The following is a 26,249-nucleotide window of genomic DNA, read 5'->3' as shown; positions in this document are numbered from 1 at the left end:
TGGATCGGTGACGTGAGCGGGCGCGTTCAATAGGCTGTGCGGTATGACGAGCGAACTTCCGGATATGCGTGCTTCCGATGCCGAGCGTGAACGTATCGCCGAGGTCCTGCGCGAGGCGGTGGCCGAGGGACGCCTGCAGATGGAGGAGTTCGAGCAGCGGCTCGACGCGGCCTACAAGGCGCGCACGCATGGGGAGTTGGAGCCACTGGTCCACGATCTTCCGGCACCGGGCGGTGCGGTGGCGCCGGTGCCTGCGGGCGGGGCGCCCGCACGCGCGGGTTCGGCGGGCGTCGACTGGGCGGAACGTATCGGCGGTCCCGCCACGTCGAAGGGTGCGTTCGCCGTCTGGGGTGGGTTCGGGCGCAAGGGCAGGTGGACGGTGGGCCGGACGTTCACCGCGTTCACGATGTGGGGCGGCGGCGAGATCGATCTGCGCGAGGCCCGTTTCGAGGACCGCGAGGTCGTCATCCGCTGCTTCACGATCATGGGTGGGATGCGCGTGACGGTCCCGCCGGAGCTGAATGTCGAGGTCAGCGGCATCGGCATCCTGGGGGGCTTCGGGGACCGGGCGACGGGCGAGGGCGTCCCCTCGCCGGGCTCGCCGCGGGTGCGGATCACCGGGTTCGCGTTGATGGGCGGGGTCGGTGTGGAGCGCAAGCGGACGAAGGCGGACAAGGAGCGGGCCCGGCAGCTGAAGAAGGGCACCGGGGACGAATGAGCCCGTCCGGCGCGTGAGGACGCGGTGGACGCGCCGCCCACCGCGGCCTTCCGTCAGAGCCGGCCGGACGCCGGAGCCTCCTGGTCCAGGCTCCGCAGGTCCACCTGCCGGCCCAGCTGCAGATATCCGGCGTCGTTGAGATGCAGATGGTCGCCGCAGTCGTACGCCGGGCGGAGCCGGCCGGGGCGGTACGGGTCGCGTGCCGCCCGGTCGAAGTCGACGACCTCGTCGAAGACGCCGCCCGCGCGGATCAGCTCGTTGACCCGCATCCGGACGGCGTCCCGTGCGGGTGTCCAGCTGGGGTACCCCTCGTACGGCATCAGGGTTGCCCCGACGACCCGCAGCCCGCGGGCGTGGGCGCGTTCCGTCATGGCCGTCAGTCCGTCCACGATGTGCTGCGGGTCCCGCTCCTGCGGGAACTGCTGCACGTCGTTGATGCCGAGGGCGATGATGACGGTCTTCACGTCGGCGACGCCCAGCACATCGCGGTCGAAGCGGGCGAGCGCCCGCTGACCGCGGCCCTGGCCGTCGCGCAGGATGCGGTTGCCTGCGATGCCCTGGTTGACGATCGCGTAGCGTCCGCGCAGCCGGTCGGCGAGGACGTCGGGCCAGCGGCCGTTGGCGTCGAGGGCGGAGCCGCTGCCCGCGGTGAGCGAGTCGCCGATGGCGACGACTGCTCCGGCGGAGGAGGCGTTGCGGACGTCCACCGCGGTGAGGTAGCGCCACCCATGGGTTTGCCAGGTGCCGCGCTCGTCCGCGAGGTACGAGGTCTGGTGGCTGTTCGGGTGGACGGTGACGGGTCCCTCGGCGGTGGGCGTGCGGAGGGTGACCTCGAGATCGGCGTCGGCTTCGACGGGGACGACGACCGGGTCGCTGACGACCTGTCCGCCCGCGGCGACGGTGACGGAGGGGGCGCCGCGGAAGGAGACGGGCCGGGTGTCCACCGTGGCCTGGTCGACGAGGAGAGGACGCGTACCGAAGAGGTTGGAGAGGGTGATGCGGGCCGCGTCGCCGCCGATGCTGGTGTGGACGATGTTACGGATGGTGCGCCGGGCGAGGTCGTGTCCGGGGTACGGGTCCGCCACCCCGGCCACGGGCGCCGCGGCCCAGGTGGCGACCCAGACGCCGGTGGAGTGGGCGGGCGCGGCGGGCGGACGGGTCGCAGGCTGCGCGCCGACCTGTTGCGACCCGGAGCCGGAGAACAGCGCGGACCCGGTGTACGCCACGAGGGCGGCAAGCGCGGCGGTACCCGCCACGAGGGCGATGAGCAGGGCGGTTCCCTGGCGCCTGGGCATGGGCGGGGTGTCTCCTCGTGGTGATGGGGGGTGGTCTCATGATGGGGCACGGTGCCGGGAACTCGACATGCGGCCCGGGAGTACGTCAGGTAGGGACAATGCGTACGGGGCACCGGGGGCGATGCGTACGCGGACGCGGACGGGTGGAGCGGATGGAACGGATCGAACGGACCAGGTCGGGCGAGCCGGGCGGCGGTCCGGCCGAGCCCGCACGGGCACTGGGTGGCGCGGACAGGAGCTCCGGCACCGCAGCCTCCGCTCCCGCACGCCCCGCCCCTCTCGCCTCCTTCGCGTACACGGCCGCGGACGAGGAGAAGCGGCGTGGTGTGCGCCGTATGAAGACCACGGCCACCGGCCTCCTTCTGCTCGTCGCGCTCGTGTACGTCCTCGCCACCTGGGCGAAGAACGCGGGTGTGGGCGGCTGGCCGGGCTTCGTCGCCGCGGCCGCCGAGGCGGGGATGGTGGGTGCGCTGGCCGACTGGTTCGCCGTCACGGCGCTGTTCAAGCGTCCGCTCGGCCTGCCGATCCCGCACACCGCCATCATCCCCACCAAGAAGGACCAGCTCGGGGCCTCTCTGGGTTCCTTCGTCGGGGAGAATTTCCTTTCGGGCGATGTCGTACGCGGCCGGATCCACGCGCTGGGCGTCGGCGGCCGGCTCGGGGCCTGGCTGGCGGAGCCGGACCACGCCGACCGGGTCACCGCCGAGCTGGCGACCGCGCTGCGCGGCGCGCTGACGGTCCTGCGCGACTCGGACGTGCAGGCCGTGGTGGGTGAGGCGATCACCCGGCGGGCGAACGCGGCGGAGGTCGGCCCCGGCCTCGGGAAGATGCTGGAGAAGATCGTTGCCGACGGCGGCCACCGCCGGGTCGTGGACCTGATCTGTCTGCGGGCACACGACTGGCTGGTGCTGCACGCCGACTCCGTGATGGACGCGGTGCAGGGCGGGGCGCCGGGGTGGACGCCGCGGTTCGTCGACAAGCGGGTGGGGGAGCGGGTCTACAAGGAGCTGCTGCGCTTCGTGACGGAGATGCGGGACATGCCGGGGCATCCGGCGCGCGCCTCGATCGACACGTTCCTGACGGACTTCGCGGCCGACCTCCAGACCGACTCGGACACCCGGGCGCGGGTGGAGCGGCTGAAGACGGAGATCCTGGGGCGCGGTGAGGTCCAGGACGTCATCGCGTCGGCCTGGGCGTCGGTGCGCACGATGATCATCGCGGCGGCGGACGACGAGCAGAGCGAGCTGCGGCTGCGGGCGCGCGCCTCGCTGCTGACGTTCGGCGCGCGGCTGGCGACGGACGGGAGGATGCAGGCCAAGCTGGAGGGCTGGCTGGAGGACGCGGCGGTGTATGTCGTGACGACGTACCGCGCGGAGATCACCTCGCTGATCAGTGACACGGTCGCGAGCTGGGACGCGGACCAGACGTCGAAGAAGATCGAGGCGCACATCGGCCGTGACCTGCAGTTCATCCGGATCAACGGCACGGTCGTGGGTGCCCTGGCGGGCCTGCTGATCTACACGGTGTCGCAGGCGTTCGGCGCCTGAGCGCCGTTCCCCGGTGAGGGTCCGGGTGCGTACATCGGTGGGGAGTGCTCTTGAATACGGCTGCCGGCGCGCCCGCGTTCAGTGTGCTGCGGGCCTGGTGAAAAAATTTCTCAGGCGGCGCGGCGGGTGACCGCCCACGACGCGGCGGCGACGGTGCCCGCCACGGTGAAGACGGCGGGCCAGGCGCCGAGCTTCTTGGCCAGCGGGTGCGATCCGGCGAACGCGGCGACGTACGTCGTGGTCAGTGCGACGGCCGCACGCGGTCCGGCCTGCCGGTTCCACCGGTACGCGGCGACCGTGCCCGCTGCGGCGAGCGCGACCCCGCCCAGCGGCCGCTTCTTGGTCCACCGCGCGACCGCGTAACCGCCGACGAGTCCGCTCGCCGCCACTGCCGCCGTAGGAACCTTTGCCATCGCCGCCACCTTCGCCTTCTCGTGTCGTGGCCCTTGCTGTGGCTTCCGAGGCTAACGCGGCGGGCGGACACTCCGACTCGCCAGGGGGTGCACAAGCGTTTACCCTACGAGGTGAACATCTGTGCACCCCCTGGCTTCCGCCGCCACCGCCGAGCACCCCACGGAGATCGCATGCCCGCGGACACCTCTGCCCCCGACGGGGCAGCCGCCCGGACCCCGACCCCGCACCACCCCCGTTTCGCCGTGGGCGTCCTCGCCTTCTGCGGGGTCGTGGTCGCGGTCATGCAGACGATCGTCGTCCCGCTCCTCCCGCACATTCCGGCCCTCACCGGCGCGACCCCCGCCGCCGCGAGCTGGCTGGTCACCGTCACCCTTCTCACCGGCGCCGTCTTCACGCCCGTCCTGGGCCGGGTCGGCGACATGTACGGCAAGCGGCGGGTGCTCGTCGCCTCGCTCGCGGTGCTGGTCATCGGTTCCGTGCTGTGCGCGGTCAGCTCACACATCGGCGTACTGATCACCGGCCGCGCCCTCCAGGGCGCCGCGCTCGCCGTCGTACCGCTGGGCATCAGCATCCTGCGCGACGAACTCCCGCCCGAGCGTGTCCTCTCCGCGGTCGCCCTGATGAGTTCGACGCTCGGCATCGGTGCGGCCGTCGGGCTGCCGGTCGCCGCGCTCGTCGTCGAGCACTTCGACTGGCACACCATGTTCTGGGTGTCGGGAGTGATCGGCCTCGTCGACATCGTGCTGGTGCTCTGCTGCGTACCCGAGTCCCCGCTGCGCTCGCGCGGCCGTTTCGACGCCGTCGGTGCGCTCGGGCTGTCCGCCGCCCTGGTCTGTCTGCTGCTCGCGGTGACCCAGGGCGCCGACTGGGGCTGGACGTCGGTCCGCACGGTCGGACTGCTCGTCGCCGCCGTGGTGGTGGCGCTGCTCTGGGGCGCGTACGAGCTCCGCGTGACGACGCCCATGGTCGACCTGCGGGTCTCGGCCCGCCCGGCCGTCCTGCTGACCAACGTCGCCGCCCTGCTGATCGGCTTCGCCTTCTACGCCAACTCCCTGGTCACCGCGCAGATGGTGCAGGAGCCGAAGGCGACGGGTTACGGGCTCGGCGCCTCGCTCGTCGTCAGCGGACTGTGCCTGCTGCCGGGCGGCGTGATGATGGTGGCGCTCTCGCCGGTCTCGGCCCGGATCTCCGCGACGTACGGACCGAAGGTCAGCCTGACGCTGGCGGCCGGGATCATCGCCGTCGGCTACATGGTGCGGTACTTCACCAGCCACAGCCTGTGGCTGATCATCGCCGGTGCGACGGTCGTCGCGTCGGGCACGGCCATCGCGTACTCGGCGCTGCCCGCGCTGGTGATGCGCGGGGTCCCGGTCGGCGAGACGGGCGCGGCCAACGGTCTCAACACGCTGATGAGATCGATCGGGCAGGCGTTCTGCAGCGCGACGGTGGCCGCCGTCCTGGCCAACCTCACGTTCCGGGCGGGCGGCCGGACGGCTCCGACGCTCCACGCGTATCAGCTGGTCTTCCTGATCGCGGCGGGCGCGGCGCTGCTGGCGCTGACGGCCACGCTGTTCCTGCCCGGCAGGCGCAGGTCCGGGGCGGGTACGGTCGGAGAGAGCCGCGGCGACCGCAAGGGCGGTGCGCGGACGATCACGATCCAGGAGGGCGCATGACCGGCAGCCAGGCCACCGCTCCGGCTCCGGCCCCCGTCGACCCCGGCACGGGCCGGGACGCGATCCTGCGGGCGGCCCGGCGGGCGTTCACCCAGCGCCCGTACGCGGAGGTGACCATCCGGGGGATCGCCGCCGACGCGGGAGTCAGCCCCTCCCTGGTGGTCAAGCACTTCGGCCGCAAGGAAGAACTCTTCAACACGGTCGCCGACTTCGGCCCGGCCGCCGAGGAGCTCTTCGACGCCCCGCTGGACGAGCTCGGCCGCCACATGGTGATCACGCTCGTGCGCCGCCGCCGGGAACAGCAGACGGACCCGCTGCTGCGCGTGGTGTTCTCCCTCGGCAACCGGGACGAACGCTCGCTGCTGCGCGACCGCTTCCACGAACAGGTCACCGAGGCACTGACCGCCCGCCTCCCCGGCCACGAACGCGCCCTGCGAGCCGAACTGATCGCCGGCCACCTCCTCGGCCTCGGCGCCACCCTGAGCCTGCACCGCGAGGGCGCGGGTGCACGGGCCACCCCCGAACACCTCGCGGACCTGTACGCACCCGCGCTCCAGACCCTGATCACGGGCTGAGGGCGGCACGGTCCGCCGGTGCGGTGCGCGTGGTCCCCGGCGCGCGGGACACGACGCGCGTCTGGAGGGGCCCGGCGAACCGCGCGCGCGGATCAAGGAGTTCAGGGCCCGCTTGGACTACCGCTGACGGGGCCGCGTCACTCCTCGCGCCCCTCCCCCGGGGAGAGGCCCTGGGCCGTGTCTTCACATGACCTTGTGATGGATCACGGTGAGGTGATACGTCGCCATGAAGGCGGCCAACAGCTGCCTCAGTGACCCAGGGCGGCCTTGGCCGCCACGATGACCAGTCCGAGCAGCAGGTTGACCAATGACTCCACGGCCGCCTGCCGATGCGACGCACCGGCGTGAAGGGCACCGAGACAGGCCCACGTCACCTGCTGCACCACGGCTACCGCCAGGGCGAGCCACCAGGTGGCGCTCAGGCCCAGTCCGAGAAGCGGGCTGAGGCCCACGGCGGCGGCCGGCAACACGGCCGCCTCGACGATCGACCACTCGCTCCGTCCGACCCGGCGTACCTCGGACCAGTCGACGGACCGGCCGGTCGACCTCTCACCGGCGAGGCGCGCGTAGACATGGGCGGCCCAGAACACCAATCCGGTGACGAGCAGCAGTACGACGGTCTCGAGGCGGGGGAACTCGCCGACCGCGCCCGTGGCGGCGATCACGGAGGCAGCCAGGAGGGATCCGTAGACGGCTCCCGCGTAGTCCGTCCGCGGAGACGCACGAGCATCCCGGTCGGGTCGGTGTCGCCACGGAAGAAGACGCGTCACCGGCTCACCGTACGGGCGATCGGCTCTTGCGGTCGGCCGCGCCACACCACGGGCGGCACTGACCGGAGAACGCCCGGCTGTCGGGGAGCGCCACCCGGACCGGCACCGGCTGGAAGTCGGCAGAGGACGTCGTCATGCCTCCCCCGTAGGAGGCGGCGCCGACAGCTCCATCAACGCCGTTGCGGGGCACGGACCCCGTCCGCAGCCCCGGCCTGCGGTGATGGCCCACGGCCGCCCTGCCACGTAGAGTCATGCCCATGACCACCCCTGAACTCGAAGAACGCCTGGCGGCGCTGGAGAAGAGCCAGGAGCGCATGGCCTCGGACCTGGCACGCCTGGAGAACGCCGTACGGGACCTGAGGCGACCGCGCTTCTCGTTCGTCATCCGGGTGGCCATCAGCCTCGTCGTGCTGTGGGTGGTGGTGCAGTTCGTGCTGACGGTCGCTCTGATGCTGGGCTCGACGATCTTCAACCAGGGCGACCGGGCGATCGGGGCGATCGCACTGATCGTGATCGTGGGGGTGGCCGTGACCGTCACGATCAAGGCGGTGCGCAACCGCAGAGTCCACCGGTGACGCCCCAGCGTTCGGCCTGCGCCGCCGGCCGACTGAGCGCGGGGAGCAGCAGCACGTCCATCTGCCCGAAGAAGCGTTCCGCGGCGTCGGTGCGCCGGCGGTCCCGCCCGTGGACCCCGTCCAGGTGGGCAGCATCTGGCAGGCCGAGCTCACCAGCGGCAAGCTGAACCTCACACACGAAGCGATCAAGACGGGCCGTGGGCCCCGGGAGACGATCTCCGGGCCTGAAGCTCAGCGACCGCAGAGCTTGGGAGGAGTCCGGCGCCGGGGCCGCCGTGAAACACCGTCCGGACGGCCTGCCGTGGTCTCCACCGATCGCGAGGTGGCCGACGGGGTGGCGGAGGGCGGGGCCAAGCCCGTTGCGTCCCTCTTGCTCCTGAAGCGGCTTTCGCGCGTCTGGTGAGACTTGTCGCGACGTGCCGGAAATGACGGAACAGACCGTCAAGTCGCCGCTACACGACGTGTGAGGCGAGTAAAGAAGTACCTCGTGTGTCGACATTCTTCCTGTGGAGATTGAACTGATCACAAGATGGTTACTAAGGTCGGGTTTCGAACCTTCGCGCGATTGATCACCCATCCGGGGTGGCAGTGAAGGAACCGCCGAGTCCGTGACCTGCACGGAGCCGGGGATTCAGTTCCCCCCACAGCCCGGTAGGCGGCTCAGAGGAAGAAGGAGCTCGCCTTCGTGGCGTCCCACCGTCGTCCCAAGCAGCCGAGCCGCGCCCGTGTGACCGTGCTCACCGCGACCGCCGCCGCGGCCGTGGCCCTGACCTCCCAGGCCGCCCACGCCGACCCCAAGCCGACCAAGAGTGAGGTCAAGGCGAAGGTCGACAAGCTCTACCACGAGGCGGAGAAGGCCACCGAGAAGTACAACGGGGCCAAGGAGCAGCAGCAGAAGCTCGAAAAGCAGGTCGGCGCGCTGCAGGACAAGGTGGCCCGCGGCCAGCAGGAGCTCAACACGCTCCGCAGCGGCCTCGGTTCGCTCGCCGCCGCGCAGTACCGCTCCGGCGGCATCGACCCGTCCGTGCAGCTCTTCCTCGCCTCGGACCCGGACACCTTCCTCGACGAGGCCTCGGCCCTCGACCAGCTGACGGCCAACCAGACCGAGTCGCTGGACAAGATCCAGGAGAAGCAGCGGGCCCTCGCGCAGCAGCGCAAGGAGGCCCAGGACAAGCTGGGCGACCTCGCGGACGTCCGCAAGACGCTCGGCGAGAACAAGAAGAAGTCCCAGGGCAAGCTCGCCGAGGCGCAGCGCCTGCTCAACACCCTGACCGCCGCCGAGCGCGCCAAGATGGCCGAGGACGACCAGCGCGCCAGCCGCGCCGCCGGCGACCGGGTCGAACTCGGCAACGAGGCCCCCGCCTCCGCCCTCGGCGCCGCCGCCCTCCAGGCCGCCTCCACCCGGGTGGGCAAGCCGTATGTCCGCAGCGCCACCGGCCCCAACGCCTTCGACTGCTCGGGCCTGACCCAGTGGTCCTACGCCCAGGCCGGTGCCCAGATCACCCGCACCACGTACACCCAGATCAACCAGGGCACCCGCATTGCGCGCAGCGCCCTCAAGCCGGGCGACCTGGTCTTCTTCAGCAACACCCAGCACGTGGGCCTCTACGCGGGCAACAACACCGTGCTGCACGCCCCGTACCCGGGCGCCTACGTCCGCTACGAGTCGATGAACACCATCGGCAGCTACCAGGCCGCGGTGCGCATCTGATCACGCGCGAACAGGCGAATTTCCGCGCCCCGTACCGACTGTCCGCCCCGCCGGAGACCACAGGTCACCGGCGGGGCGGACCTCAATTCGCCGATGCACGACCGCTCCGCCCCCAACAGATCCTTCCCGCGCACGTGCTGGGTGCCTGACAGACACCGGGGGTGCGGCGTGAAGTCCCGTTCACATGGTGGGAGATGGCGGCAGTGCGGTACGGTGACGAAACCATCACGCTCCGTGTGTACACGCGCACATGGAGCGGCCCCCGGCGGTGCACCAACACCGACCGAGGGCCTTCATCACCAGTGGACAGGACCCACCGGAAATGCTGCGTCATGCTATCGCGCCGTCCCGGCGCTTCACGAAGGCATCGCACGATGTCGTGCGCCATCCGCGTCTGAGCAGTGACGCGAAGATCCTGCTCCTGTACGTCCAGGGCCTTCCCGAAGGGATCCCCTGCAAGCCCCTGAGCGAACTCGCCCGGAAACTGGGCATCAAGGGCCGCGCGTACCAGAAGGCGAAGGAACAGCTGGTCGCGCACGGGTACGTGCACGAGTGGCGAAGCCAGGGCGACCGAGGCCGCTGGGTCACCGAGCAACTGGTCGCGAACAACCCCCTGACGAGTGAGCAGGCAGGACACCTGCGAGGGGCCCCACCTGTCACCCCGCCACCGAGTACGCAGTTTCCGGCGGTCGGTGAACCGACCGCTCGGAGGGTCGGTGACTATCAACCGGTAGAAGACCACAGTGATAAGACCACTCCCCACCCACCCTCCGAAGCCGAGCCGACGACGGACCCGGATCCCGAACCGGCGGCGGGGACGGCTAATTCCCTCCAACTGGCCCGCGCGGAACGGGTCCTGCTCTCGCTGCGCCACACGCGCCGCGAACTGCACCTGGGAATGCGCGAGGCCCGCGCACTGGCCGTGGAGGCGGTCAAGTGGCTGGAGCGCGGGCTGAGCGAGTCCGACCTGCGGCAGGCACTGCTGGCCGAACGTCCGGAAGGCGGCGTGCGCTCGGCGGTCGGCTTCCTGCGCTACCGCCTCGTCCAGAAACTCCCCGCGGACCCGGCCCCGCCCCCGCTGCTTCAACTCCCGCCGGCCGCCGCCCCGATCACCTGCTCCGCCCCTGGCGAGGAACACGTCTTCCGGCCCCTGGGAGACGAGACGGAATGCGCCCCGTGCCGCCGGTCCACCGCGTACGCGACCTTCTACGGCGCCCCCGCACCGGAGCCCGATCGCATCCCGTGGCGGGAACGGTTCGCGAAGATCAACGGGGCGCCGCCCGTCGCGCTCGATGGTGGCTGACGACAGCCTCAGGGAGCTCAGCGACTGAGAAACACCCCTCGCCCCCGTTACGGCCTCCGGGCCGTGACGAGGGCGTGCGCGCGGCTCCTCCCGAGGGGAGCCGTCAGTTGGCGGGGGCCTGGTAGAGGCCGCGGCCGGCGCGGTGGGCGCGGGAGGTGCCGACAAGCCGGTCGAGTGTGCTGCGTACGGTGTTGATGCTGCCGGGGGTGAGCTCGCGTCCCAGGGCCTTCGTGACGTCACGCGCACGGACGGGGGTGTCGCCGAAGGCGGCCAGGACCTTCATGGCCATCTCGGTGAGGCTGCCGCTGTCGTCGACTGCCGGTTCGGCGGGCGCAGCCTTCTTCGGCGCCTTGGCCGTCGAAGGCTTGACGGTCTTCGCGGGCTTGACGGCCTTGGTGGCCTTGGCGGCGACGGCCTTCTTGGCCGGCTCGCTCTTCTGCTTGGCGGGCGCCTGCTTGCGGCCCTTGGCCACGGGTGCCTTCCGGGCCGTACGGCGAGCAGGGGTGGCTGCTGCCTTCTCCTGCGGGGCTTCCGCCTCGACGGCAGAGTCGGTGCGCCCCTGCGCCTGCCGCGGAATCTTAGGAGCGGCGACGTTCTCCGTCTCCGTCTCAGCGTTCGCCGACGGAGCGGGGACGGCGCTCGGCTCACTGCCGACCACCGCAGTGGCCGGTGCCAGGGGAGTGGTGGACAGCGCCTGCAGAGCGGTCAGAGCGGTGCGCACCGACTCCAGGCGTTCGGTGACCGTCGCGAGTTCCTTCTCCAGAGCCTGCTGGTGCTCTTCCAGGCGCGGAAGTTCCGCCTGCAGCAAGGCGGTTGTGGCATCGACGGTGCCCTGTGTGTTGGCTTCTGAGGTCATGGTGTCGCCCTTCGTTTCCGGCCGACCGTTGCTGACCGACATGTCGCAGCGTAAGGGGCATTGTGGTGTGGCCTGAAATCGCCCCTTCAGCGCGCGATCCCATGAGCCGGGGCGTGATCCGCCCAGCGGCGGAACAAGCCCGCGGCGTTGGCGTCCACGTTGCGGTGGTGGACGAAGAGTTGGTGCGCGCCGCCAGGGCTTCGCAGGGATCCCACGACCGCCCCGTCGATGGTGAGACCGTACTGGTCACGGGTGAGTGTCAGGCGCCGGCCGTGGACGATCTCTTCACCGGACCGCAGATGCGCGGTCTGGGGCAGCGTGTCCCGGGCGCCGGCTCGTGCCCGAGTGGAAGCGGCCGTAGGCGGCGCTTTGACCTCGCCGTCGTACCAGTGCGAAAGGCGGGGCTCGTCGGGCACCGACCAGCAACCGGCGCAGCCGACTGTAGGCAGATGACCACAGGCCGGAGTTGCGGCGTGCTTCGAGACCCCGCAGGCTGTATCTGGCAAGCGACCTTGATGACGCAAAGAGGTGATCAGGTTGCAGGACCACTCGCGCCCGGTCGACCCCTCGAAACATGGGTGCGGGTGACGCGTGCCGCCTCAGGGGCCGGTACCCCGGTGAGTCCGGTCGCGATACTCCAACGACCGCCCCAGCACGGGACTCAGGCAGAGGGAACCGGCTTCACGTCCCGGTCGAACTCCGGAGCAAGCGCCCGGAGTACTTCTTTGCGGCACACGCTGCGGACTCCCCTCTCGCTCAGTGGTGCCCGTTGACCGTCTGGCCCGAAGTGGCTCACGTGGTCGAAGTGCACGGCCACCGGTTGCCCCAGCCCACCACCCACCACAGGGAGCCACAGCATATGGACGGAAAGCACAAGATACTCGCTGCACTGACCGGAACTGCGCTGACAGCCGGACTCACTGGTCTGGCCCTCGGGCCCACCGCCACCACACCTGCTCACTCCCCAACTCTGCGCGCCGCCGCCCGGTCCTCTGGGATGTCGGTCGTGGAGTGGAACCGTGAGCTCATCACCGTCCTGAGTGATCCGAAGGCCCAACCGCCCACCATTCACCCCACGCGCAGCTTCGCGCTCCTTCAGGCCGCCGAGTACGACGCGGTGGTATCGGTCACCCGGGCCGGCCCTGCCTACGTGTTCTCGGTGCCGGCGCCGCGAGGCGCCCGCGCAGACGCCGCAGCGGACCAAGCGGCCCACGATGTGCTGGTGGCCCTGTACCCGGCCAAGCGCGCAAGCGTGGACCAACGGCTGAGCAGCCAGCTGTCCGCGATTCCCAACGGCCCCGGTAAGCAGGCGGGTATTGGCGTGGGAGCCGAGGTCGCCCGCCGGCTGATCAGCCTGCGATCCCATGATGGGTCCTCGACCACGCCGCCGCCGTTCAGTCCCCGCAATGTGGCCGGCGGCTACCGGCCCACACCGCCCGACTTCCCCACACCGGTGTTCACCAACTGGGGCTCGGTCAAGCCGTTCGTGCTGGCCGAAGGAAGCCAGTTCCGCCCGGCGCCGCCGCCGGCCGTCAGCACTGCCGAATACGCCACAGCCTTGAATGAGGTCAAGAGCCTGGGGAGAAAGACCAGTACCACCCGCACCCCCGATCAGACCGCAGCCGGGAAGTTCTGGGCGGCAGCGCCCGTCTGGAACGTCTGGAATCAGATCGCGCAGGACCTCATCACCTCCCAGCACGCAAGCCTGGAGAAGGCGGTGAAGGTCTTCGCCCAGCTCAACCTGTCCCTCGCCGACACCACCATCGCGATGTACGACGCCAAGTACGCCTACCGCGTATGGCGGCCCGTGACCGCCCTCCGGCTCGGTGGTACGCACTACAACCCGCGCATCGTTGGCGATCCCAACTGGACCCCCCTGCTGCCGACCGCCCCGGATCCGTCCTACCCCGCCGCCCACGGCGCTCTCAGCCAGGCGGCGGCAACGACACTCACCAGGTTCTACGGTGCGCAGCACCACCTCGTGGTGACGTCGAAGGGCGCCACCCGGACCTTCGCCGGCTTCCAGCGCGCCGCCACCGAAGCGTGGCTCAGCCGGATATGGGCCGGCCAGCACACCTCGATCGACAACCGGGCAGGCCGGCAACTCGGCACGCAGGTCGCCGATTTCGTGGCGCAACACATCTGACCACCCACACCCGTGCAGCGTCGACGCGCTGCACGGCTGTGGCCAAGAGCCAGCCGTACCCGGCGTATCGGGTACAGCCGGCCCGAACATTGTGCTACGGCCACGCCAGACGTCGCGGGGCGGTTGAAGCACTGCCAGAAATGCCGGGAGTCGAGCGAGGCTGGATGCGGCGGACTGAAGGATGAGGTGCCCCCGGAAGTCGGGCGGGCAATTTCGTAGGAAGGTCGAGGCGGCTGGTCACCCGAAGGGGTGACTCCCGGCTTGTTGCCCATGCGCGCACCCTGCTGCTGATCGGCTCCTCGCAGACGCGGGCCGTCGAGCGGGGCAACGGCCGGACGATCACCTGGACGCCGCGCCGCTACGGTTGACGTCCACCGGTACGGCCGACGCGTGGCGAACGTCCGTGAAAAAGCTGAGGGGGCGGGGCAACCCTGCCCCCGCCTCATGGGTCACACAGGCGTCACCTGTTTACAGGTTTCCCATTGGTCCGAAAGGGGCCCGCTCTCTGTGATGACTCATACCCGGCTGACCGCGCTGGCCGCGACGGCCGCCCTCGCCGCCACCGGCGGCCTGATCACCGCCGCCCCCGCCTCCGCGGCGGTCACCTGCACCTCTCCCGTCTGGAGGGCGCAGTACTTCGGCAACTCCACCTTCAGCGGCACGCCGAAGCTCACCGCCTGCGACACCGCCATCAGCGAGAACTACGGGTACGGCGACCCGGCCGGCGTCACGCTGCCCAAGGACAACTTCTCCGTCCGTTGGTCCCTCACCCGTGACTTCGGCTCCGGCGGCCCCTTCCGGCTCTCCGCCGCCACGCAGGACGGCATGCGCGTCTACGTCGACGGTGTGCGGAAGATCGACCTGTGGAAGAACGTCTCCACCACCGCCCGCAAGACCGTCGACCTGACCGTCCCGGCCGGCAAGCACACGATCCGCGTGGACTACGTCGCATGGACCGGCGCCGCCAACGCCGCCTTCACGTACACCCCGCGCACCGAGGCCGCCGTCGACACGGTCAAGCCGCTCGCCCCGACCGGCCTCACCGCCGCGTACGACTGGACGACGGCCAAGACCACCCTGCGCTGGACCGCCAACAAGGAGATGGACCTCGCCGGGTACCGCGTGTACCGCCGGCTGAGCGCCACCAGCTGGGCCAAGGTCAGCGGGACGTCCCTGCTGACCACCCGGTCCTTCGTCGACGCCCCGCCCGCCACCGGCCAGACCTTCCTGTACGAGGTCCGCGCCGTCGACAAGGCCGGCCGCGAGTCCACCGGCAGCCCGGACGTGACGGCGACGACCGTCGACCGCACCGGGCCGGCCGCCCCCACCGGACTCACGGTCGCCACCGGCGACGGGTGGTGGGACACCCTGAACTGGCAGGGAGTCGCCGACACGGCGAAGTACGAGGTGTACGCCTCGTCCGCGGCTGCCGGACCGTTCGAGCTGCGCGGCACGACGACCACGACGTCGTACCGGACCAGCGGCGCCGTGAACACGAACACGTACTACCGGGTCCGGGCCCTCGACGCAGCCGGCAACCGGGGGGCGTACGCGACGGTCACCAGCGACGGCGTCGACCGGATGCCACCGAAGTCCCCGACCGGCGTCACCGCCGGCGCCCGTCCCGGCTACACCAACGTGCACTGGAGCCAGCCCGACGGTTTCTTCGAGGACTGGGACAACGGCGGGCACTACCGCGTGTACCGCTCGCCCGGCAAGACGTTCGACCCGACCGCGCGCACCCAGGTGACCTGCGTCGCGGAGGAGAGCCACGAGGCGAGCAACGGCGGCAACTGCTACGACGTGGACATGCCCGCGAACACGTACGTGACGTACGCCGTCACGGCGGTGGACCCGTACGGCAACGAGTCGGCGTACTCCGCGCCGGTCGTCGTCCGCACCGGCGACACCGTGGCGCCCGGCCCGGTCACCGGCGTGAAGGTCACCCCGCGCAACGACGGCATGCTGGTGAGCTGGGCTGCCTCGCCCGAGGACGACATCGACGAGTACGTGGTGTGGAAGGGCGTCCGGCAGGCCGACGGCACGGTCAAGTGGCTCGGCCCCGACACCTGCTCGGAGGGCACGAGCAACTGGCTCGCGATCCTCTGCGGCAACCTGCCGGACGGCGAGACGCACGTGTACGCGGTGATGGCCAAGGACCACTGGGGCAACACGCTGCACCCGAGCGACCCGAAGGTCACCGTGGTCGAGGCCACCGAGCTCGACGTCCGGCCGTCCGTGACCGTCACCCGGGACTGGAGCCTCGGCAGTCTGGGCCACAACCGGACGGCCACTCGTCCGTCCGTCGACTGGCAGTGCACCGACACGGCCCGCTGCGCCACGGTCACCGGCTACCGCGTGAGCCGGTGGAACCCGGCGACCAAGGCGTACGAGCCCCAGCACGACGGACTGCTCCCGGCGGACGCCCGGACGTGGGAGGACGCCACGGCGACGAAGGGGAACACGTACTTCTACACGCTGGAGGCCGTGACGGCCGACGGCGCCGTGGTGGGGACGTACCCCTGGTACACCGTCTTCCAGGACCGCGTCTGAGGGACCTGGGGGCCTGTCGTCCGGATCTTGCCGGGCTCATCCGGACTGCTGCCGGCGGAGACCCGCGCCTACACGGACACCATGGCCGCGCGGGGGACCACGCACTTCTACACGCTGGAGGCGGTGCGCGCCGACGGCAGCGTCGCGGGCACGCACGTGTGGAGCTGCGTCTTCCAGGACCGCGTCTAGCCAGCCAGCACGTCAGGCGCACGGTCGTGGGGCCTTGGGCTGATCCGGGGCGGCGGGCTGCAAGCTCTCATCCGGGAGGCGTATCGCGGTCGAAGCGAACTGACAGTCGAAATCACATGAGTGGGAGAGCGCGGGGCCCGGCACGCACAGCCGGGCCCCGCGTAGGCTCAGCAGCCCGTACGGTCCTCCGTCAGGATGCCCTGCTCGGTTCGCAGTGTGCGGTCGTAGCAGCCCTCCGACCCGTCCAGCCGGTAGCGCTCGCTCGACGTGCCGACGGCATGGCGCTGGTCACGCGGGACACCCAGCGTCCAGGTGGCGTCGCCGGTGTACGTGTCGTCGAGCCGCGACCAGGAGATGCGCTTGCCGGCGCGTACGACCGAGGTGTCCGCGCGGTCCCCGAGCGTGAGGACGGTGCGCAGCCGGTTGTCCGCGCCGATCGTGGTCTCGCCGTCCATGGTGTAGACGCGATGGGTGTGCGCGACCCGCGCCGGGCCGCGGCCGTCCACGGTCACCGTCTCGTCGTCGTCCCAGCGTGACGTGAGCCCGTCGGTGTTCTCGTCCTCCGTCCATTGGTGGGCCGAGGTATTGGCGAGGGTGCGCGAGACGGTGGTCTCGACGCGCCCGTGCGAGGTGTTCACATAGCCGGCGACGGTGAGCCGGTGGTCACCCTTGGTGTCGAGCCGGTTCAGTGAACCGGGCGTGATCGTCGTCGAGTTGGAAAGATCACTCTGATCGTGCTTCGTGAGCGCCCCGGTGACGTGCTCGCTGCCCTCGTCCTGCCAGACGAGGACGTTCGTGGGCGTGCTCCAGCCGCTCTGCCCGTCGGGCAGGCCCGCGACCGACACCTCGACGCGGTGCTCGCGCCCGTCGTTGAGGATGCCGGCGAACGGCGTCAGGTCGTACTCGATCGGCTTCACGTCGAAGGCACGCGGCGCCGGAACGACGTACCACAGGAAGGGGTTGGACCAGCCGCCGGTCCACACGGTCGGGAACGGCGCCGCGATTCCCGCGAGCTGGCCGTCGACCTTGACCTGCACCTCGCGGTACGGACCCTTGTCCGCCTTGCACGAGTAGGGCTCGGTGTCCGGCACGGTCAGGTACCAGTACTCCTCGCAGCCGCCGCCGGATCCGGTGGCGTACACCTCGGCGACGATGCGCTCGGAGTTACGCGGCGTGGTCAGCGTGGCGCCCTCCAGCGGGACCACCTTGTCGGGCGTTTCGGCGGCCTTCGTACTGCCCTTCGCGGCATAGAAGGTCAGCGTGACCTTGACGTCGATGACGCCGGTGTATGTCTCGTCGACGACATTGCCGATGAGCATGTCGACGGGCTGCTCGCGGCGCAGTGTGTCGCTGTAGTGGGTGACGTCCTTCTCCACCGACCAGGTGATCCCGTCGACGGAGGGCTCGGGCGTGGACGTACGGAACACCTCGACGCCGCCCATACGGAGGTAGCCGAGCCGGTCGTACTGACGGCCCTTCACCTTTCCGTCGAGGCGCAGCACCACCTTGCTCCAGCGGTCTCCGCACTCCTTGGGCGGGACGTAACTTCCCCTGTACGGCGTGAAATCGCGGAACTGCGCCTCTGCGATGGTGACGTCGCAGGATCGGGTGTCGGGCTTCTCGATGGCCGGCGCCGCGGTCAGCGGGTCGTGCCAGTCGGTGCCGAACTCCACGGGAACCGGCTCGGCCGCGGTCGCCGGGCTCGCGCCGAGCGCCGATCCGGCGGCCAGCACCAGTCCGGCGAGCATGGACGTGATCTGTCGTTTCATGAGTCAGGAGTGAAGCGCGGGACGATCAAGTGCGCCAGGGGCGAATGTTCGATCTTGGTGTGATCTGTGTGCTCGTGCGGAAAAATCGATTGCCGCGAACTCCGGCGGAATGCGAACCTTGCACGGTTTTATCACTCGCCACCCCTCAGCGCTCCATGGGACGTCATGCAGATTGGCGACCTTCCGTATTCCGATCCCGGCGGCCTTGACGCACGCTCAGGTCCTCATTGTCTGCTGTGGCTTGCCCGGCAGCATCTCGGCGGCCGGCTCAAGTCGCTCGCCTGGGGCCTGCTTCACCAGTGCGGCATCGCCGGCCTGCCCATCGCCGGACAACCGCTGATGGACGACCGCACCCGTTACCTGATCACCGCGAACTCCCATGGCCTGCCGCTCTACCTCGACCTGGCGGTCATGCGGTTCCTCGACCTCTACCGCCGCCACGACCGCGCCCCGGCCCCCGGCGAGTTCAACCTCGACTTCCCCGCCCTTGTCGCGCGTACGTTCCGTGACCTCACCCCGGACGTGCGCCGCGTCCTGCGAGCCGTGAGCCTGCTGGACTCCTTCTCGGTGGAACTGGCCACCGCCGCGGCCGGCCTCGACCACGACGCCCGCGCTCCACTGGAGCTTCGACGGCCGCCTCGTGATCACTGAGGACTGGCACGCCGAGCTGTGGCTCGACGACGCGGACACCATCGCCACGTACCAGCGGGTGTGGCAAGGCCTGAGCGAATCCGCCGTGTTCGGAGCCGAGACACAACACGTCATCGCCCAGGCACGTCGGAGCCTCGACGTTCGCTGACGGCGGCCGCCACGCAGTCCCGTGCCATCGGTTTTACTTTCACCGAACCATTCCTTCGGCGGGGACTGCGGACGATGACGGCCCGGAACTTTCCGCAGTCGGCCGCTCCTTCTCCAGGTAATAAGTGTTGCGGCTGTCGGGATCGCTGAAGAAGAAATACAGGGCCAGCCCCTTGTCGCCGCGCTCCAGTTCCAGGGTCCAGGTGTACGCGTCCGGGGCGGGCTCCCTGAGGTCGGTGGAGCCCATCGCCCCCTCCTCTGTACCCTTGACTTCACGCCACGCCGACGAGGTGCGCCGAGTGACGTTGAGGGACACGTGCTGACCATCACCCCAACCGATGTCCCGGTCGGTCAGTTCCCATGTTCCGGTGCCGGACATCCGCCACTGATCGTCGAAGTCGAATTCCTGCCCGTCGAGAAGCTTCACGACAGCGGTTCCGTCTTTCCGCATGGTGACCGCGGTGCCATCGATGCACCGCCAGGTCCCGACGATCTCCGCCGACGAGACCCCGGTAACAGCCGGCACCTCCGCGTACTGCCCCAGCACACACCCGGACACTGAGAGGGCGAACACCACCGAGGCCATCCCTACCAAGACCCCACGACGACCGCACATGCCCATCCCGCACCCCCTGCCGCCGCCACTCACGGGCAGACGATCCTCATCTTCGTACAAGGGGGCGGGACACGGATTGCGGGGTGGTGGGCTATGCACGCCGGGGCATGTGGAGGGACCCCGACCTACTGGGCGCGCAGGAATGCGACGAACCCCGACCACGCGCTGTGGCGTACGGCTATGTGGAGCCCGCGGGGCCGCTTGGAGTCCCGCACGCCGACAGCCGAGTGCAGGTCCGCGACCTCGACGCACTCGGTGCCGCTCCCACCGCTGTACGACGACTTGAACCAGTGCACGCGTTCGTGATCCATCAAAGCTCCCCACAGACGTGATCCAGGAGCGCGGCAGACAGGTCGATGTCCAACGCCTGCGCACGCAGGTACTCGAATGCCAACTTATAGCGCGCGAGTTCTTGCGGCTTCTCCATGAAGAGTCCGCCACCGATGATGTCCACGTACACGACGTCGAGTTCGGGTGCGGGGCCGCCGAGGACGACGAAACTGCCCACCGCAGCGGCGTGAGCGCCCGCTTCGAACGGCAGTATCTGAACGGTGACGTGGGGCTGGGTGGCCTGCGCACTGAGATGCTTCAACTGCTCGCGCATGACGGCGCGGCCACCCACAATGCGCCGGATGACCGCTTCGTCAATCACTGCCCAGATGTGCGGAGGCTCGGCCCGAGCGAGGAGCTCCTGCCGCTTCATGCGAATGTCCACCATGTGGTGGATTTCCTGGTCCGTACACCGCATTTCTGAGGCGCGATGAACTGCTTCTGCGTACGCGCGCGTCTGGAGCAGGCCAGGCACGTACATACAGGCGTAATGGTCCTCACTGACCACTTCATCTTCAAGAGTCAGCATGAGATTCATCGACTCGGGGATTGGATCCGCGAGGGACCGCCACCATCCCTGGATCCGTGCACCCTTGGCCAGCTCGACCAGCGACGCACGTTCCTGATCCGAGGCGCCGTACTCACGGCAGAGGGCGTCGACGGCTGGCCACTTAACCGTGCCCTCCTTCGTCTCGTAGCGGCTCAAGGTCGCCTTGGAGATGCCGACCCGAGCCCCGGCCTCCTCCAACGTGAGGCCCTTGCGCTCGCGGAAACGGCGCAGATCTGCGCCGAGTTGACGTCTACGGGTGGTTGGTCCGACTGGCATGGCTGTGGTCCTTCATGTTGATCCCCAAGAGCGTGCATCGTGCGGGGTACATCGAGCAAGACAGCGCACTCCGGGGGCGCGCGTCAGTTCGTGAGCTCCCATTACTTCCACATGAGAGTTCCATTTTGAGAGTTCCAATGCCACTGTATGAGAGGCAACGGGCACACACGGTGACCGTCTAGGGGTGGAGGAGTGGTCGGCTTGGATGAGTGTCGTTTCGGCGTGGACAGAAAGGCTTGGGATCTGGCGTTTCTGGCAGAAGCGGAGGAGCTCGCCGGCCTGCGGCGGGTGATGCGGTTACACCTGGAGCTCTGGGGGTTGCCAGGAGTCGTCTACGCGGCCCAGGTCTGCGTCACGGAGCTAGTCACAAATGTGGTCAGGCATGTAGGTTCCGGCACCCCGTCGTGTCTCGCCGTATCCATGAACGGAGACCGTCTTCGCATCGAGGTAAGCGATCCCGATCTGCAAGCACTCCCTACGCTCATCACGGCAGCGGGGGAGAGTGAGGCGGGGCGGGGCATGGCCCTTGTGGACGGTATTGCAGATCGCTGGGGCGTCATCCTGCGCGGTGACTCCAAGGTCACCTGGTGCGAGCTGGCCACCGGCCTCCGGTCATCAAACGATCACGTCGATGGTCCCCAAGTCGCTAAGGCGGAAGCACTGCTGGGGCTTTGTGGGCTCGGCGGCGTCCTGGCGAACTCCCGTCGTGAACGGCTGAGCCTGACCTTGGGGAGGGAGATGGCGATCGATCTCATCGTCGACCTCCTCCATTGGCTCCGTGCCCACGGCTGCGATCCGGACGACGCCCTCGACTGCGCGCAAATGCACTTCGAAGCCGAGGTGGCTGATCCGGCGTGAAGCAGCCTTCGCCTGAGGAACTTGTCGAAATCGCTGAAGAGCTGGATGACTTGGAAGCGGACTGCGACTGGGCAGACTCGTACAACCTGTGGTGCCTCGTGTGCGCTGCACAGCATTGTGGCTTCTTGCCCGGAGTGTCGGTGTACCAACTCGTTCCCCTCGGTCGGCGGGACGACTTTTTCCTCATCACTGTTGAGGTGACGCCGACGATCGTGTTGGCCACAGCCCCCATCCACTGGCGTGAAATCGAACCTCCAGCTCCGGGTACCGGGACGGCGGCGATCAGTCATCTGTTGGCGAGGATCGGCGAAGTGTGCTCGAAGTTGCTTATGGCCTTTCACGAGAATGCTGCGAGTCGTTCCAATGAGTAGTCAAACTGGACGCTGATCTCCCCACCGACTGTGCTCGCGACCATGGCCCCGGCGAGGTGCCGGACCGGGCCCAGCTCGTGGTCGCCTTTAGGTCAAGTGTAGGAGGAATTCGGCCACTTAGCCCCACGAGGCGGCAGGAGTGATCTAAAACGATCGAATGGCCGGAAGTATGTTCGCATGGCTGCGTACAGAGCTTTCTTCGGACATGTGGATGAATGTCTTCCGGGCGTCCATTTTGAATCCCGGCAAGCTGTCAAGGATGCCAAGCTTCACAAAGAGCGCGAGGCGGGAATCTCGTGGGGGCTTGATGCTGACGGGGAGAGAGCTGCCGATGCGATCGTGCTGAATCAGGGCTATGAAGACGATCTCGATAAGTGGGATGAGGTCATTTACACAGGTGCTGGTGGTCGGGATCGCAACACTGGTCGGCAGATAGAGGATCAGACTTGGGAGAACCGTGGGAACGCGGGTCTCCGGAGAAGTCGGATATTGGCCAACCCTATACGGGTCATCCGGGGCAGTGATGGTGAGCAAGATTATTCGCCTGCAAGCGGGTACCGGTATGACGGCCTCTACCAGATTGTCGAAGAGTGGACCGAAGTCGGTAAGGCCGGCTTTCGGATCTGTCGGTTTAGGCTGCGTCGCCTCCCAGCTGAAACGCAGGAACTTACGCCCGTTGAGCAGCAGGTCCGAGAAATCCTCGACCGGCAAGACCAAGGTGCCGCCGCTGAGAACAGTGCTGACGTGCCTGGGGTGGCTACGCAGCGGCGGAAGGCCACGGTCGAACGCATCGTCCGCGACACGGCTGTTGTCCGCCGGGTCAAGCGGTGGCACGAGTACACGTGTCAGATCTGTGCTCTAGCGCTGACAGTTGGGGCTGGGGGTAAGAGCTATGCCGAGGGAGCTCACATACAAGCGCTTGGTGGCTCGGCCGGGGGTCCCGATGTCGAAGGGAATGTGTTGTGTCTATGCCCTAACTGCCATGTGCGACTTGACCGTGGTGCCCTTTATTTGACCGATGATTTTCATGTTGTGGATCGCTATGCAGAAGGTCTGACCTCGCGAACGGTTCCGTTGAGGACGGTGGAACAGCACCGCATTGGGAAGCGATTCCTGCGAGCACACCGCCGCTTCTGGCGCATAAGCGATCTGGATCGCTAACCCGCGGCAATTGCTGAGTAGGTCCATACATCAGCAGGAATCTCATGACGGAGCTTCCAGACAACGCCCATGGGCTTGCTGCCCTTGTGTTCGACGTACTCGGCGGGGCCGAGAAGCATCCACGGCTGGGGCCCGCCCATGTCCGTCTTCTTGTAGCGGCGGACGAAGAGGAGGACGTGGGTGTCCTTCTCCTTGTGGGTCTGGTATCGGACCCCGGTGGGCGATGTCTCCGACGTCTGGCGCTGGGACTCCCAGTGGAACAACGACTCGTTCAGTGCGTAGTCCTTGTAGCGAGTCTCTGGCGAGAAGTCCTTCGCGTCCTTTTCGAGGGTGATGAGTAGCGCGTCAGTCTGGATGTTTTCGCACCACTTCACACCTTCGCGGAAGTGCCCCGGCATGAAGCCGTCCACGTGGGACTGCCCCAGGGCGGGGAGGATCTCTTCGCGGCTGTACGAGGAGTGCACTGTCAGCGGCAGGCTTGCATGCCCGCTGAGCAGTGGGACAGGCACGTGGTCCGCCTGGTCCAGGGCGTGGGAGAGGACCTGGCGGAGCTCGTCGCGGAAGGGGTGCTGCGGACGAAGGGTGTTGAAGCCCTTCTGGTAGCTGTTGAAGTCGCCGCCCAACGGCCACAGAGAGAAGAAGAACATGCGTGCGTACGCCTGTTCCTGCTCGCTGAGGTCATCGTATGTGGGGGCGTCGTCAGCGAGGAGCTTGCTGTACGCGGCGACTCGGAGCGGGTCATCGACGTGAAGGAACGCCGATACGCGCTTCAGTAGCGATGCTTCACCCTCCGGCCCGGTCTCAGGGAGGAGCTTGGCTCGGCGGAGTAGACCCGTCCATGAGTTCCCGTTGCCTCGGTAGAGCTCCTTGAGCTCTCGACCGCTCTCCTTGAGGTAGTCGGCGAGCTGAGGCTCGGCGTAATCGGCGACCTCGCGAGCGAGCTGAGCGACGTTGACGCTGATCTGGCTGCGGATGTTGTCAATGATCAGCTCCTTAGCCTTCGACTCAAGGATGATCTGGCAGCCAGACGGCAGCTGTGGAAAGTCGTGCTCGATGTTGCTGAGCAGGCGATTTCGGGTGAGGTTGGTCAGCGCGCGGAACTGTTCCTCGAAGCGAAACTCCTTGCGATGCTGACCGATGAAGTCCAGGACAGTGAGAACGGCTTTATCCTCGGTCCGGCGCAAGCCTCGCCCCAGCTGCTGGAGGAACACCGTGGCGCTGGATGTGGGGCGCAGAAGCAGCAGAGTGTCGACATCAGGGATGTCCAGCCCCTCGTTGAACAGGTCCACAGAGAAGATGACTTGGAGTGTGCCTGCCTTGAGCTGATCGAGGGCGTCCTTACGGTCATGGCGTGGGGTCTCGCCGGACAGAGCGACTGCATTGAGGCCGGCTCGACGGAAGAAGTCGGCCATGAAGTTTGCGTGCGCGACCGACACGCAGAAGCCCAGGGCGCGCATCGTGCCAGGATCGGCAACCTTGTCCTTCACGGCTTGTACGACGAGTCTGGCTCGTGCGTCATTGCCAGTGAAGAGATTGCTGAGGGATGTGGCGTCGTACGATCCTCGCTTCCACGTGATGGCGCTCATGTCGGTGTTGTCGGTGACGCCGAAGTAGTGGAATGGGCTGAGTAGGTCGTTCTCAAGGGCCTCCCAGAGGCGCATCTCTGCTGCGATCCGGCCCTCAAAGAACTCGTCCTGGATGTTCAGCCCATCCATACGTTCCGGCGTAGCGGTGAGTCCCAGTAGTTCCTGTGGCTCGAAGTGATCCAGGATCCGGCGATATGTGGGGGATGTGCCGTGATGGAACTCGTCGATCACGATGACGTCAAAGTGGTCTGGAGCAAAGCGGTCCAGCGCACGTGAGTTGAGTGACTGGACGCTGGCGAACACATGCGTCCAGTTGTCGGGAATCTCCCCGCCGACGAAGAGCTCGCCGAAGTTCGCATCAATCAGCACGTTCTGGTAGACGCGCAGAGACTGCTCCAGGATCTCCTTGCGGTGGGCTACGAAGAGCAGCCGCGGATCACGGCCCAGCGTCTGCCGCAGGCGTTTGAAGTCCAATGCTGCCATCACGGTCTTGCCGGTGCCCGTCGCAGCGACGAGGAGATTGCGGTTCCGACCGTGGACGGTGCGCTCCACCTGGAGGCGTTCAAGCATGTCGCGCTGGTGCGGGTAGGGCCGGACTTCGAGTCCAGAGAGCGTGATGGTGGCGCCATCGTTGCGGTTGGGTCCGCCAGCGTGAGACAGCGCATCGTCGAGTCGCTGCGCGTCGCTGTCGGGGTCGTACGGCTCGAAGGAGCGCTCGCTCCAGTACGCGTCGAATGTTGCCTCGAACTTGCGGAGGACGGACGGTGTGGCGACCGACGACAGCCGAACGTTCCATTCGAGCCCGTCGAGAAGCGCAGCCTTGGACAGGTTCGAGCTGCCTACGTATGCCGTATCGAAGCCGCTGTCGCGACGGAAGAGCCATGCCTTGGCGTGGAGGCGGGTCGAGCGGAGTTCGTAATTGACCTTCACTTCGGCGCCGAACTCGCGGACCAGGCGATCCAGCGCGCGACGTTCTGTGGCGCCGATGTAGGTCGTTGTCAGTACGCGGATGGGGACACCGCGATCGCGTGCGGAGGAGAGCGACTGCTCAAGGACTCGGAGTCCGTGCCACTTCACAAAGGCGCAGAGGAGATCAACACGGTTTGCCGTGGCCAACTCGGCGCGCAGTTCAAAGCCAAGGCTCGGATCATCAGGCGAGTTGGTGATCAGTGCCGTCTCGGAGAGGGGTGTCGCTGGGCGAATGGCGTAGACGCCAGGAGCTTCTTGCTCCGCGACTGCGAGCAATTGCCGGGGGCCCTCGGTGACGAGATCGACCCACTCGGTCGCACCTTCGATGGTGTTGAGCGAATCCAGGATGTGGTTGGCGGCGACCACCTGCTCCGCAGGTGAGAGGCCCTGGAGGACCCGCCGCACGACGCTCCCGATGTGGCGTGACAGCACGTGAGGTGCAGATTCAGCGCCGACTATTTCATCGATGGATCGCCAGCCTGTGGAGTCGAGTTGCTTCATACGCTCTTCGAGACGATGGGTGATCAGCGTCTCGTAGAGCCCAGCAACCGGAGCTGCTTCGCCTGCAAAGTCGTTGGGCATCGCCGAGTCCCCCTCATCTCGTCAGCTATGCATGCAGTTCTATCAAGCAGGACTGACG

26 protein-coding genes are annotated in these 26,249 nt (G+C 68.1%); 15 read left to right on the top strand and 11 right to left on the bottom strand.

The features are described 5' to 3' along the window. Positions 1-64: 64 nt before the first annotated feature. Positions 65-718: a DUF1707 SHOCT-like domain-containing protein gene (locus tag AB0I23_RS06125; RefSeq protein WP_359107495.1), complete on the top strand. Its 654-nt coding sequence runs from the start codon at positions 65-67 to the stop codon at positions 716-718. A gap of 53 nt (positions 719-771) precedes the next feature. On the opposite strand, the gene AB0I23_RS06120 is transcribed toward AB0I23_RS06125, so the two are convergent. Then, positions 772-2,013, bottom strand: coding sequence for an SGNH/GDSL hydrolase family protein (locus AB0I23_RS06120; protein ID WP_359107274.1), 1,242 nt, complete (start codon positions 2,011-2,013; stop codon positions 772-774). A gap of 152 nt (positions 2,014-2,165) precedes the next feature. Between AB0I23_RS06120 and AB0I23_RS06115 the strand changes: the two genes are divergently transcribed. Beyond that, entirely contained in the window at positions 2,166-3,560 is a 1,395-nt protein-coding gene (locus tag AB0I23_RS06115; RefSeq protein ID WP_359107272.1) for a DUF445 domain-containing protein, read from the top strand. Positions 3,561-3,670: 110 nt separating this feature from the next. Here AB0I23_RS06115 and AB0I23_RS06110 read toward each other — a convergent pair whose 3' ends face one another. After that, the gene (locus AB0I23_RS06110; protein ID WP_359107270.1) at positions 3,671-3,973 is read right to left on the bottom strand and encodes a hypothetical protein; all 303 of its coding nucleotides are present in this window, start codon (positions 3,971-3,973) and stop codon (positions 3,671-3,673) included. A 171-nt stretch (positions 3,974-4,144) separates the two neighbouring features. Between AB0I23_RS06110 and AB0I23_RS06105 the strand changes: the two genes are divergently transcribed. Together AB0I23_RS06105 and AB0I23_RS06100 are read left to right on the top strand one after the other, a co-directional pair. Further along, a complete protein-coding gene (locus AB0I23_RS06105) occupies positions 4,145-5,647 on the top strand; it encodes an MFS transporter (RefSeq protein ID WP_359107268.1) in 1,503 nt (500 codons plus the stop codon). Then, on the top strand, positions 5,644-6,222 hold the full coding sequence (locus AB0I23_RS06100) for a TetR/AcrR family transcriptional regulator (protein ID WP_359107266.1): 579 nt from the start codon (positions 5,644-5,646) through the stop codon (positions 6,220-6,222). Before AB0I23_RS06105 ends, AB0I23_RS06100 begins: the two co-directional genes overlap by 4 nt. 248 nt (positions 6,223-6,470) lie before the next feature. On the opposite strand, the gene AB0I23_RS06095 is transcribed toward AB0I23_RS06100, so the two are convergent. Both AB0I23_RS06095 and AB0I23_RS06090 read right to left on the bottom strand, forming a co-directional pair. Further along, positions 6,471-6,887 (bottom strand): hypothetical protein, encoded by a 417-nt coding sequence (locus tag AB0I23_RS06095; RefSeq protein WP_359107265.1) that lies wholly within the window; start codon positions 6,885-6,887, stop codon positions 6,471-6,473. A gap of 109 nt (positions 6,888-6,996) precedes the next feature. After that, entirely contained in the window at positions 6,997-7,128 is a 132-nt protein-coding gene (locus tag AB0I23_RS06090; protein ID WP_359107263.1) for a hypothetical protein, read from the bottom strand. Between the two features lie 121 nt (positions 7,129-7,249). Here AB0I23_RS06090 and AB0I23_RS06085 point away from each other — a divergent pair, with 121 nt between their 5' ends. The 3 genes from AB0I23_RS06085 to AB0I23_RS06075 all read left to right on the top strand — a co-directional run bounded on the left by AB0I23_RS06085 (position 7,250) and on the right by AB0I23_RS06075 (position 10,581). Beyond that, on the top strand, positions 7,250-7,567 hold the full coding sequence (locus AB0I23_RS06085) for a hypothetical protein (protein ID WP_359107261.1): 318 nt from the start codon (positions 7,250-7,252) through the stop codon (positions 7,565-7,567). 685 nt (positions 7,568-8,252) lie between these two features. Then, positions 8,253-9,278: a C40 family peptidase gene (locus AB0I23_RS06080; protein ID WP_359107259.1), complete on the top strand. Its 1,026-nt coding sequence runs from the start codon at positions 8,253-8,255 to the stop codon at positions 9,276-9,278. Between the two features lie 322 nt (positions 9,279-9,600). Further along, positions 9,601-10,581 carry a hypothetical protein gene (locus AB0I23_RS06075; protein WP_359107257.1) on the top strand — a complete coding sequence of 327 codons (981 nt, stop codon included), beginning with the start codon at positions 9,601-9,603 and terminating at the stop codon, positions 10,579-10,581. A 103-nt stretch (positions 10,582-10,684) separates the two neighbouring features. Here the strand turns inward: AB0I23_RS06075 and AB0I23_RS06070 are convergent, their stop codons facing one another. Beyond that, entirely contained in the window at positions 10,685-11,437 is a 753-nt protein-coding gene (locus AB0I23_RS06070) for a hypothetical protein (RefSeq protein WP_359107255.1), read from the bottom strand. A gap of 86 nt (positions 11,438-11,523) precedes the next feature. Then, positions 11,524-11,853 carry a hypothetical protein gene (locus AB0I23_RS06065; RefSeq protein ID WP_359107254.1) on the bottom strand — a complete coding sequence of 110 codons (330 nt, stop codon included), beginning with the start codon at positions 11,851-11,853 and terminating at the stop codon, positions 11,524-11,526. Positions 11,854-12,296: 443 nt separating this feature from the next. On the opposite strand from AB0I23_RS06065, the gene AB0I23_RS06060 reads away from it, so the two are divergent. The 3 genes from AB0I23_RS06060 (at position 12,297) to AB0I23_RS06050 (ending at position 16,325) form a co-directional block, all read left to right on the top strand. Then, positions 12,297-13,583 carry a vanadium-dependent haloperoxidase gene (locus tag AB0I23_RS06060; RefSeq protein WP_359107252.1) on the top strand — a complete coding sequence of 429 codons (1,287 nt, stop codon included), beginning with the start codon at positions 12,297-12,299 and terminating at the stop codon, positions 13,581-13,583. A 510-nt stretch (positions 13,584-14,093) separates the two neighbouring features. Continuing rightward, positions 14,094-16,136 carry a PA14 domain-containing protein gene (locus AB0I23_RS06055; RefSeq protein ID WP_359107250.1) on the top strand — a complete coding sequence of 681 codons (2,043 nt, stop codon included), beginning with the start codon at positions 14,094-14,096 and terminating at the stop codon, positions 16,134-16,136. A gap of 27 nt (positions 16,137-16,163) precedes the next feature. Beyond that, positions 16,164-16,325, top strand: coding sequence for a hypothetical protein (locus AB0I23_RS06050; protein WP_359107248.1), 162 nt, complete (start codon positions 16,164-16,166; stop codon positions 16,323-16,325). A gap of 167 nt (positions 16,326-16,492) precedes the next feature. On the opposite strand, the gene AB0I23_RS06045 is transcribed toward AB0I23_RS06050, so the two are convergent. Next, positions 16,493-18,094 (bottom strand): peptide-N4-asparagine amidase, encoded by a 1,602-nt coding sequence (locus tag AB0I23_RS06045; RefSeq protein WP_359107246.1) that lies wholly within the window; start codon positions 18,092-18,094, stop codon positions 16,493-16,495. Positions 18,095-18,259: 165 nt separating this feature from the next. Between AB0I23_RS06045 and AB0I23_RS06040 the strand changes: the two genes are divergently transcribed. Beyond that, positions 18,260-18,745, top strand: coding sequence for a hypothetical protein (locus tag AB0I23_RS06040; RefSeq protein WP_359107511.1), 486 nt, complete (start codon positions 18,260-18,262; stop codon positions 18,743-18,745). Continuing rightward, on the top strand, positions 18,735-18,893 hold the full coding sequence (locus AB0I23_RS06035) for a hypothetical protein (RefSeq protein WP_436846879.1): 159 nt from the start codon (positions 18,735-18,737) through the stop codon (positions 18,891-18,893). Before AB0I23_RS06040 ends, AB0I23_RS06035 begins: the two co-directional genes overlap by 11 nt. Before the next feature lie 39 nt (positions 18,894-18,932). Here the strand turns inward: AB0I23_RS06035 and AB0I23_RS06030 are convergent, their stop codons facing one another. The 3 genes from AB0I23_RS06030 to AB0I23_RS06020 all read right to left on the bottom strand — a co-directional run bounded on the left by AB0I23_RS06030 (position 18,933) and on the right by AB0I23_RS06020 (position 20,664). Continuing rightward, positions 18,933-19,343: a hypothetical protein gene (locus AB0I23_RS06030; RefSeq protein ID WP_359107244.1), complete on the bottom strand. Its 411-nt coding sequence runs from the start codon at positions 19,341-19,343 to the stop codon at positions 18,933-18,935. 290 nt (positions 19,344-19,633) lie between these two features. Further along, a complete protein-coding gene (locus AB0I23_RS06025) occupies positions 19,634-19,819 on the bottom strand; it encodes a DUF397 domain-containing protein (RefSeq protein WP_359107242.1) in 186 nt (61 codons plus the stop codon). Further along, positions 19,819-20,664 carry a helix-turn-helix domain-containing protein gene (locus AB0I23_RS06020; protein WP_359107240.1) on the bottom strand — a complete coding sequence of 282 codons (846 nt, stop codon included), beginning with the start codon at positions 20,662-20,664 and terminating at the stop codon, positions 19,819-19,821. Before AB0I23_RS06020 ends, AB0I23_RS06025 begins: the two co-directional genes overlap by 1 nt. Positions 20,665-20,865: 201 nt before the next feature. Here AB0I23_RS06020 and AB0I23_RS06015 point away from each other — a divergent pair, with 201 nt between their 5' ends. The 3 genes from AB0I23_RS06015 to AB0I23_RS06005 all read left to right on the top strand — a co-directional run bounded on the left by AB0I23_RS06015 (position 20,866) and on the right by AB0I23_RS06005 (position 23,054). After that, positions 20,866-21,522 carry an ATP-binding protein gene (locus AB0I23_RS06015; RefSeq protein ID WP_436846878.1) on the top strand — a complete coding sequence of 219 codons (657 nt, stop codon included), beginning with the start codon at positions 20,866-20,868 and terminating at the stop codon, positions 21,520-21,522. After that, entirely contained in the window at positions 21,519-21,893 is a 375-nt protein-coding gene (locus tag AB0I23_RS06010; protein ID WP_359107237.1) for a hypothetical protein, read from the top strand. Before AB0I23_RS06015 ends, AB0I23_RS06010 begins: the two co-directional genes overlap by 4 nt. Before the next feature lie 177 nt (positions 21,894-22,070). Next, on the top strand, positions 22,071-23,054 hold the full coding sequence (locus AB0I23_RS06005) for a YDG/SRA domain-containing protein (RefSeq protein WP_359107235.1): 984 nt from the start codon (positions 22,071-22,073) through the stop codon (positions 23,052-23,054). On the opposite strand, the gene AB0I23_RS06000 is transcribed toward AB0I23_RS06005, so the two are convergent. Then, positions 23,051-26,191, bottom strand: coding sequence for a DUF3427 domain-containing protein (locus AB0I23_RS06000; protein WP_359107233.1), 3,141 nt, complete (start codon positions 26,189-26,191; stop codon positions 23,051-23,053). The two genes, AB0I23_RS06005 and AB0I23_RS06000, sit on opposite strands and share 4 nt — an antisense overlap. Positions 26,192-26,249: the final 58 nt, after the last annotated feature.

This window comes from Streptomyces atratus (genome assembly GCF_040655115.1).
Taxonomy (GTDB): Bacteria; Actinomycetota; Actinomycetes; order Streptomycetales; family Streptomycetaceae; genus Streptomyces; species Streptomyces atratus_D.
The sequence above is the reverse complement of the archived record's forward strand: the minus strand, read 5'-3'. Positions and strand labels throughout refer to the sequence as shown.

Bases quoted from the DNA above. Each gene is read 5' to 3' on its own strand.
- AB0I23_RS06020 (WP_359107240.1), bottom strand. From the start codon at position 20,664: ATGCCAGTCGGACCAACCACCCGTAGACGTCAACTCGGCGCAGATCTG.
- AB0I23_RS06085 (WP_359107261.1), top strand. From the start codon at position 7,250: ATGACCACCCCTGAACTCGAAGAACGCCTGGCGGCGCTGGAGAAGAGC.
- AB0I23_RS06070 (WP_359107255.1), bottom strand. From the start codon at position 11,437: ATGACCTCAGAAGCCAACACACAGGGCACCGTCGATGCCACAACCGCC.
- AB0I23_RS06000 (WP_359107233.1), bottom strand. From the start codon at position 26,191: ATGCCCAACGACTTTGCAGGCGAAGCAGCTCCGGTTGCTGGGCTCTAC.
- AB0I23_RS06120 (WP_359107274.1), bottom strand. From the start codon at position 2,013: ATGCCCAGGCGCCAGGGAACCGCCCTGCTCATCGCCCTCGTGGCGGGT.
- AB0I23_RS06090 (WP_359107263.1), bottom strand. From the start codon at position 7,128: ATGACGACGTCCTCTGCCGACTTCCAGCCGGTGCCGGTCCGGGTGGCG.
- AB0I23_RS06045 (WP_359107246.1), bottom strand. From the start codon at position 18,094: ATGAAACGACAGATCACGTCCATGCTCGCCGGACTGGTGCTGGCCGCC.
- AB0I23_RS06030 (WP_359107244.1), bottom strand. From the start codon at position 19,343: ATGCGGAAAGACGGAACCGCTGTCGTGAAGCTTCTCGACGGGCAGGAA.
- AB0I23_RS06110 (WP_359107270.1), bottom strand. From the start codon at position 3,973: ATGGCAAAGGTTCCTACGGCGGCAGTGGCGGCGAGCGGACTCGTCGGC.
- AB0I23_RS06125 (WP_359107495.1), top strand. From the start codon at position 65: ATGCGTGCTTCCGATGCCGAGCGTGAACGTATCGCCGAGGTCCTGCGC.
- AB0I23_RS06040 (WP_359107511.1), top strand. From the start codon at position 18,260: ATGCAGATTGGCGACCTTCCGTATTCCGATCCCGGCGGCCTTGACGCA.
- AB0I23_RS06060 (WP_359107252.1), top strand. From the start codon at position 12,297: ATGGACGGAAAGCACAAGATACTCGCTGCACTGACCGGAACTGCGCTG.
- AB0I23_RS06100 (WP_359107266.1), top strand. From the start codon at position 5,644: ATGACCGGCAGCCAGGCCACCGCTCCGGCTCCGGCCCCCGTCGACCCC.
- AB0I23_RS06115 (WP_359107272.1), top strand. From the start codon at position 2,166: ATGGAACGGATCGAACGGACCAGGTCGGGCGAGCCGGGCGGCGGTCCG.
- AB0I23_RS06105 (WP_359107268.1), top strand. From the start codon at position 4,145: ATGCCCGCGGACACCTCTGCCCCCGACGGGGCAGCCGCCCGGACCCCG.
- AB0I23_RS06025 (WP_359107242.1), bottom strand. From the start codon at position 19,819: ATGGATCACGAACGCGTGCACTGGTTCAAGTCGTCGTACAGCGGTGGG.
- AB0I23_RS06075 (WP_359107257.1), top strand. From the start codon at position 9,601: ATGCTGCGTCATGCTATCGCGCCGTCCCGGCGCTTCACGAAGGCATCG.
- AB0I23_RS06055 (WP_359107250.1), top strand. From the start codon at position 14,094: ATGACTCATACCCGGCTGACCGCGCTGGCCGCGACGGCCGCCCTCGCC.
- AB0I23_RS06005 (WP_359107235.1), top strand. From the start codon at position 22,071: ATGGCTGCGTACAGAGCTTTCTTCGGACATGTGGATGAATGTCTTCCG.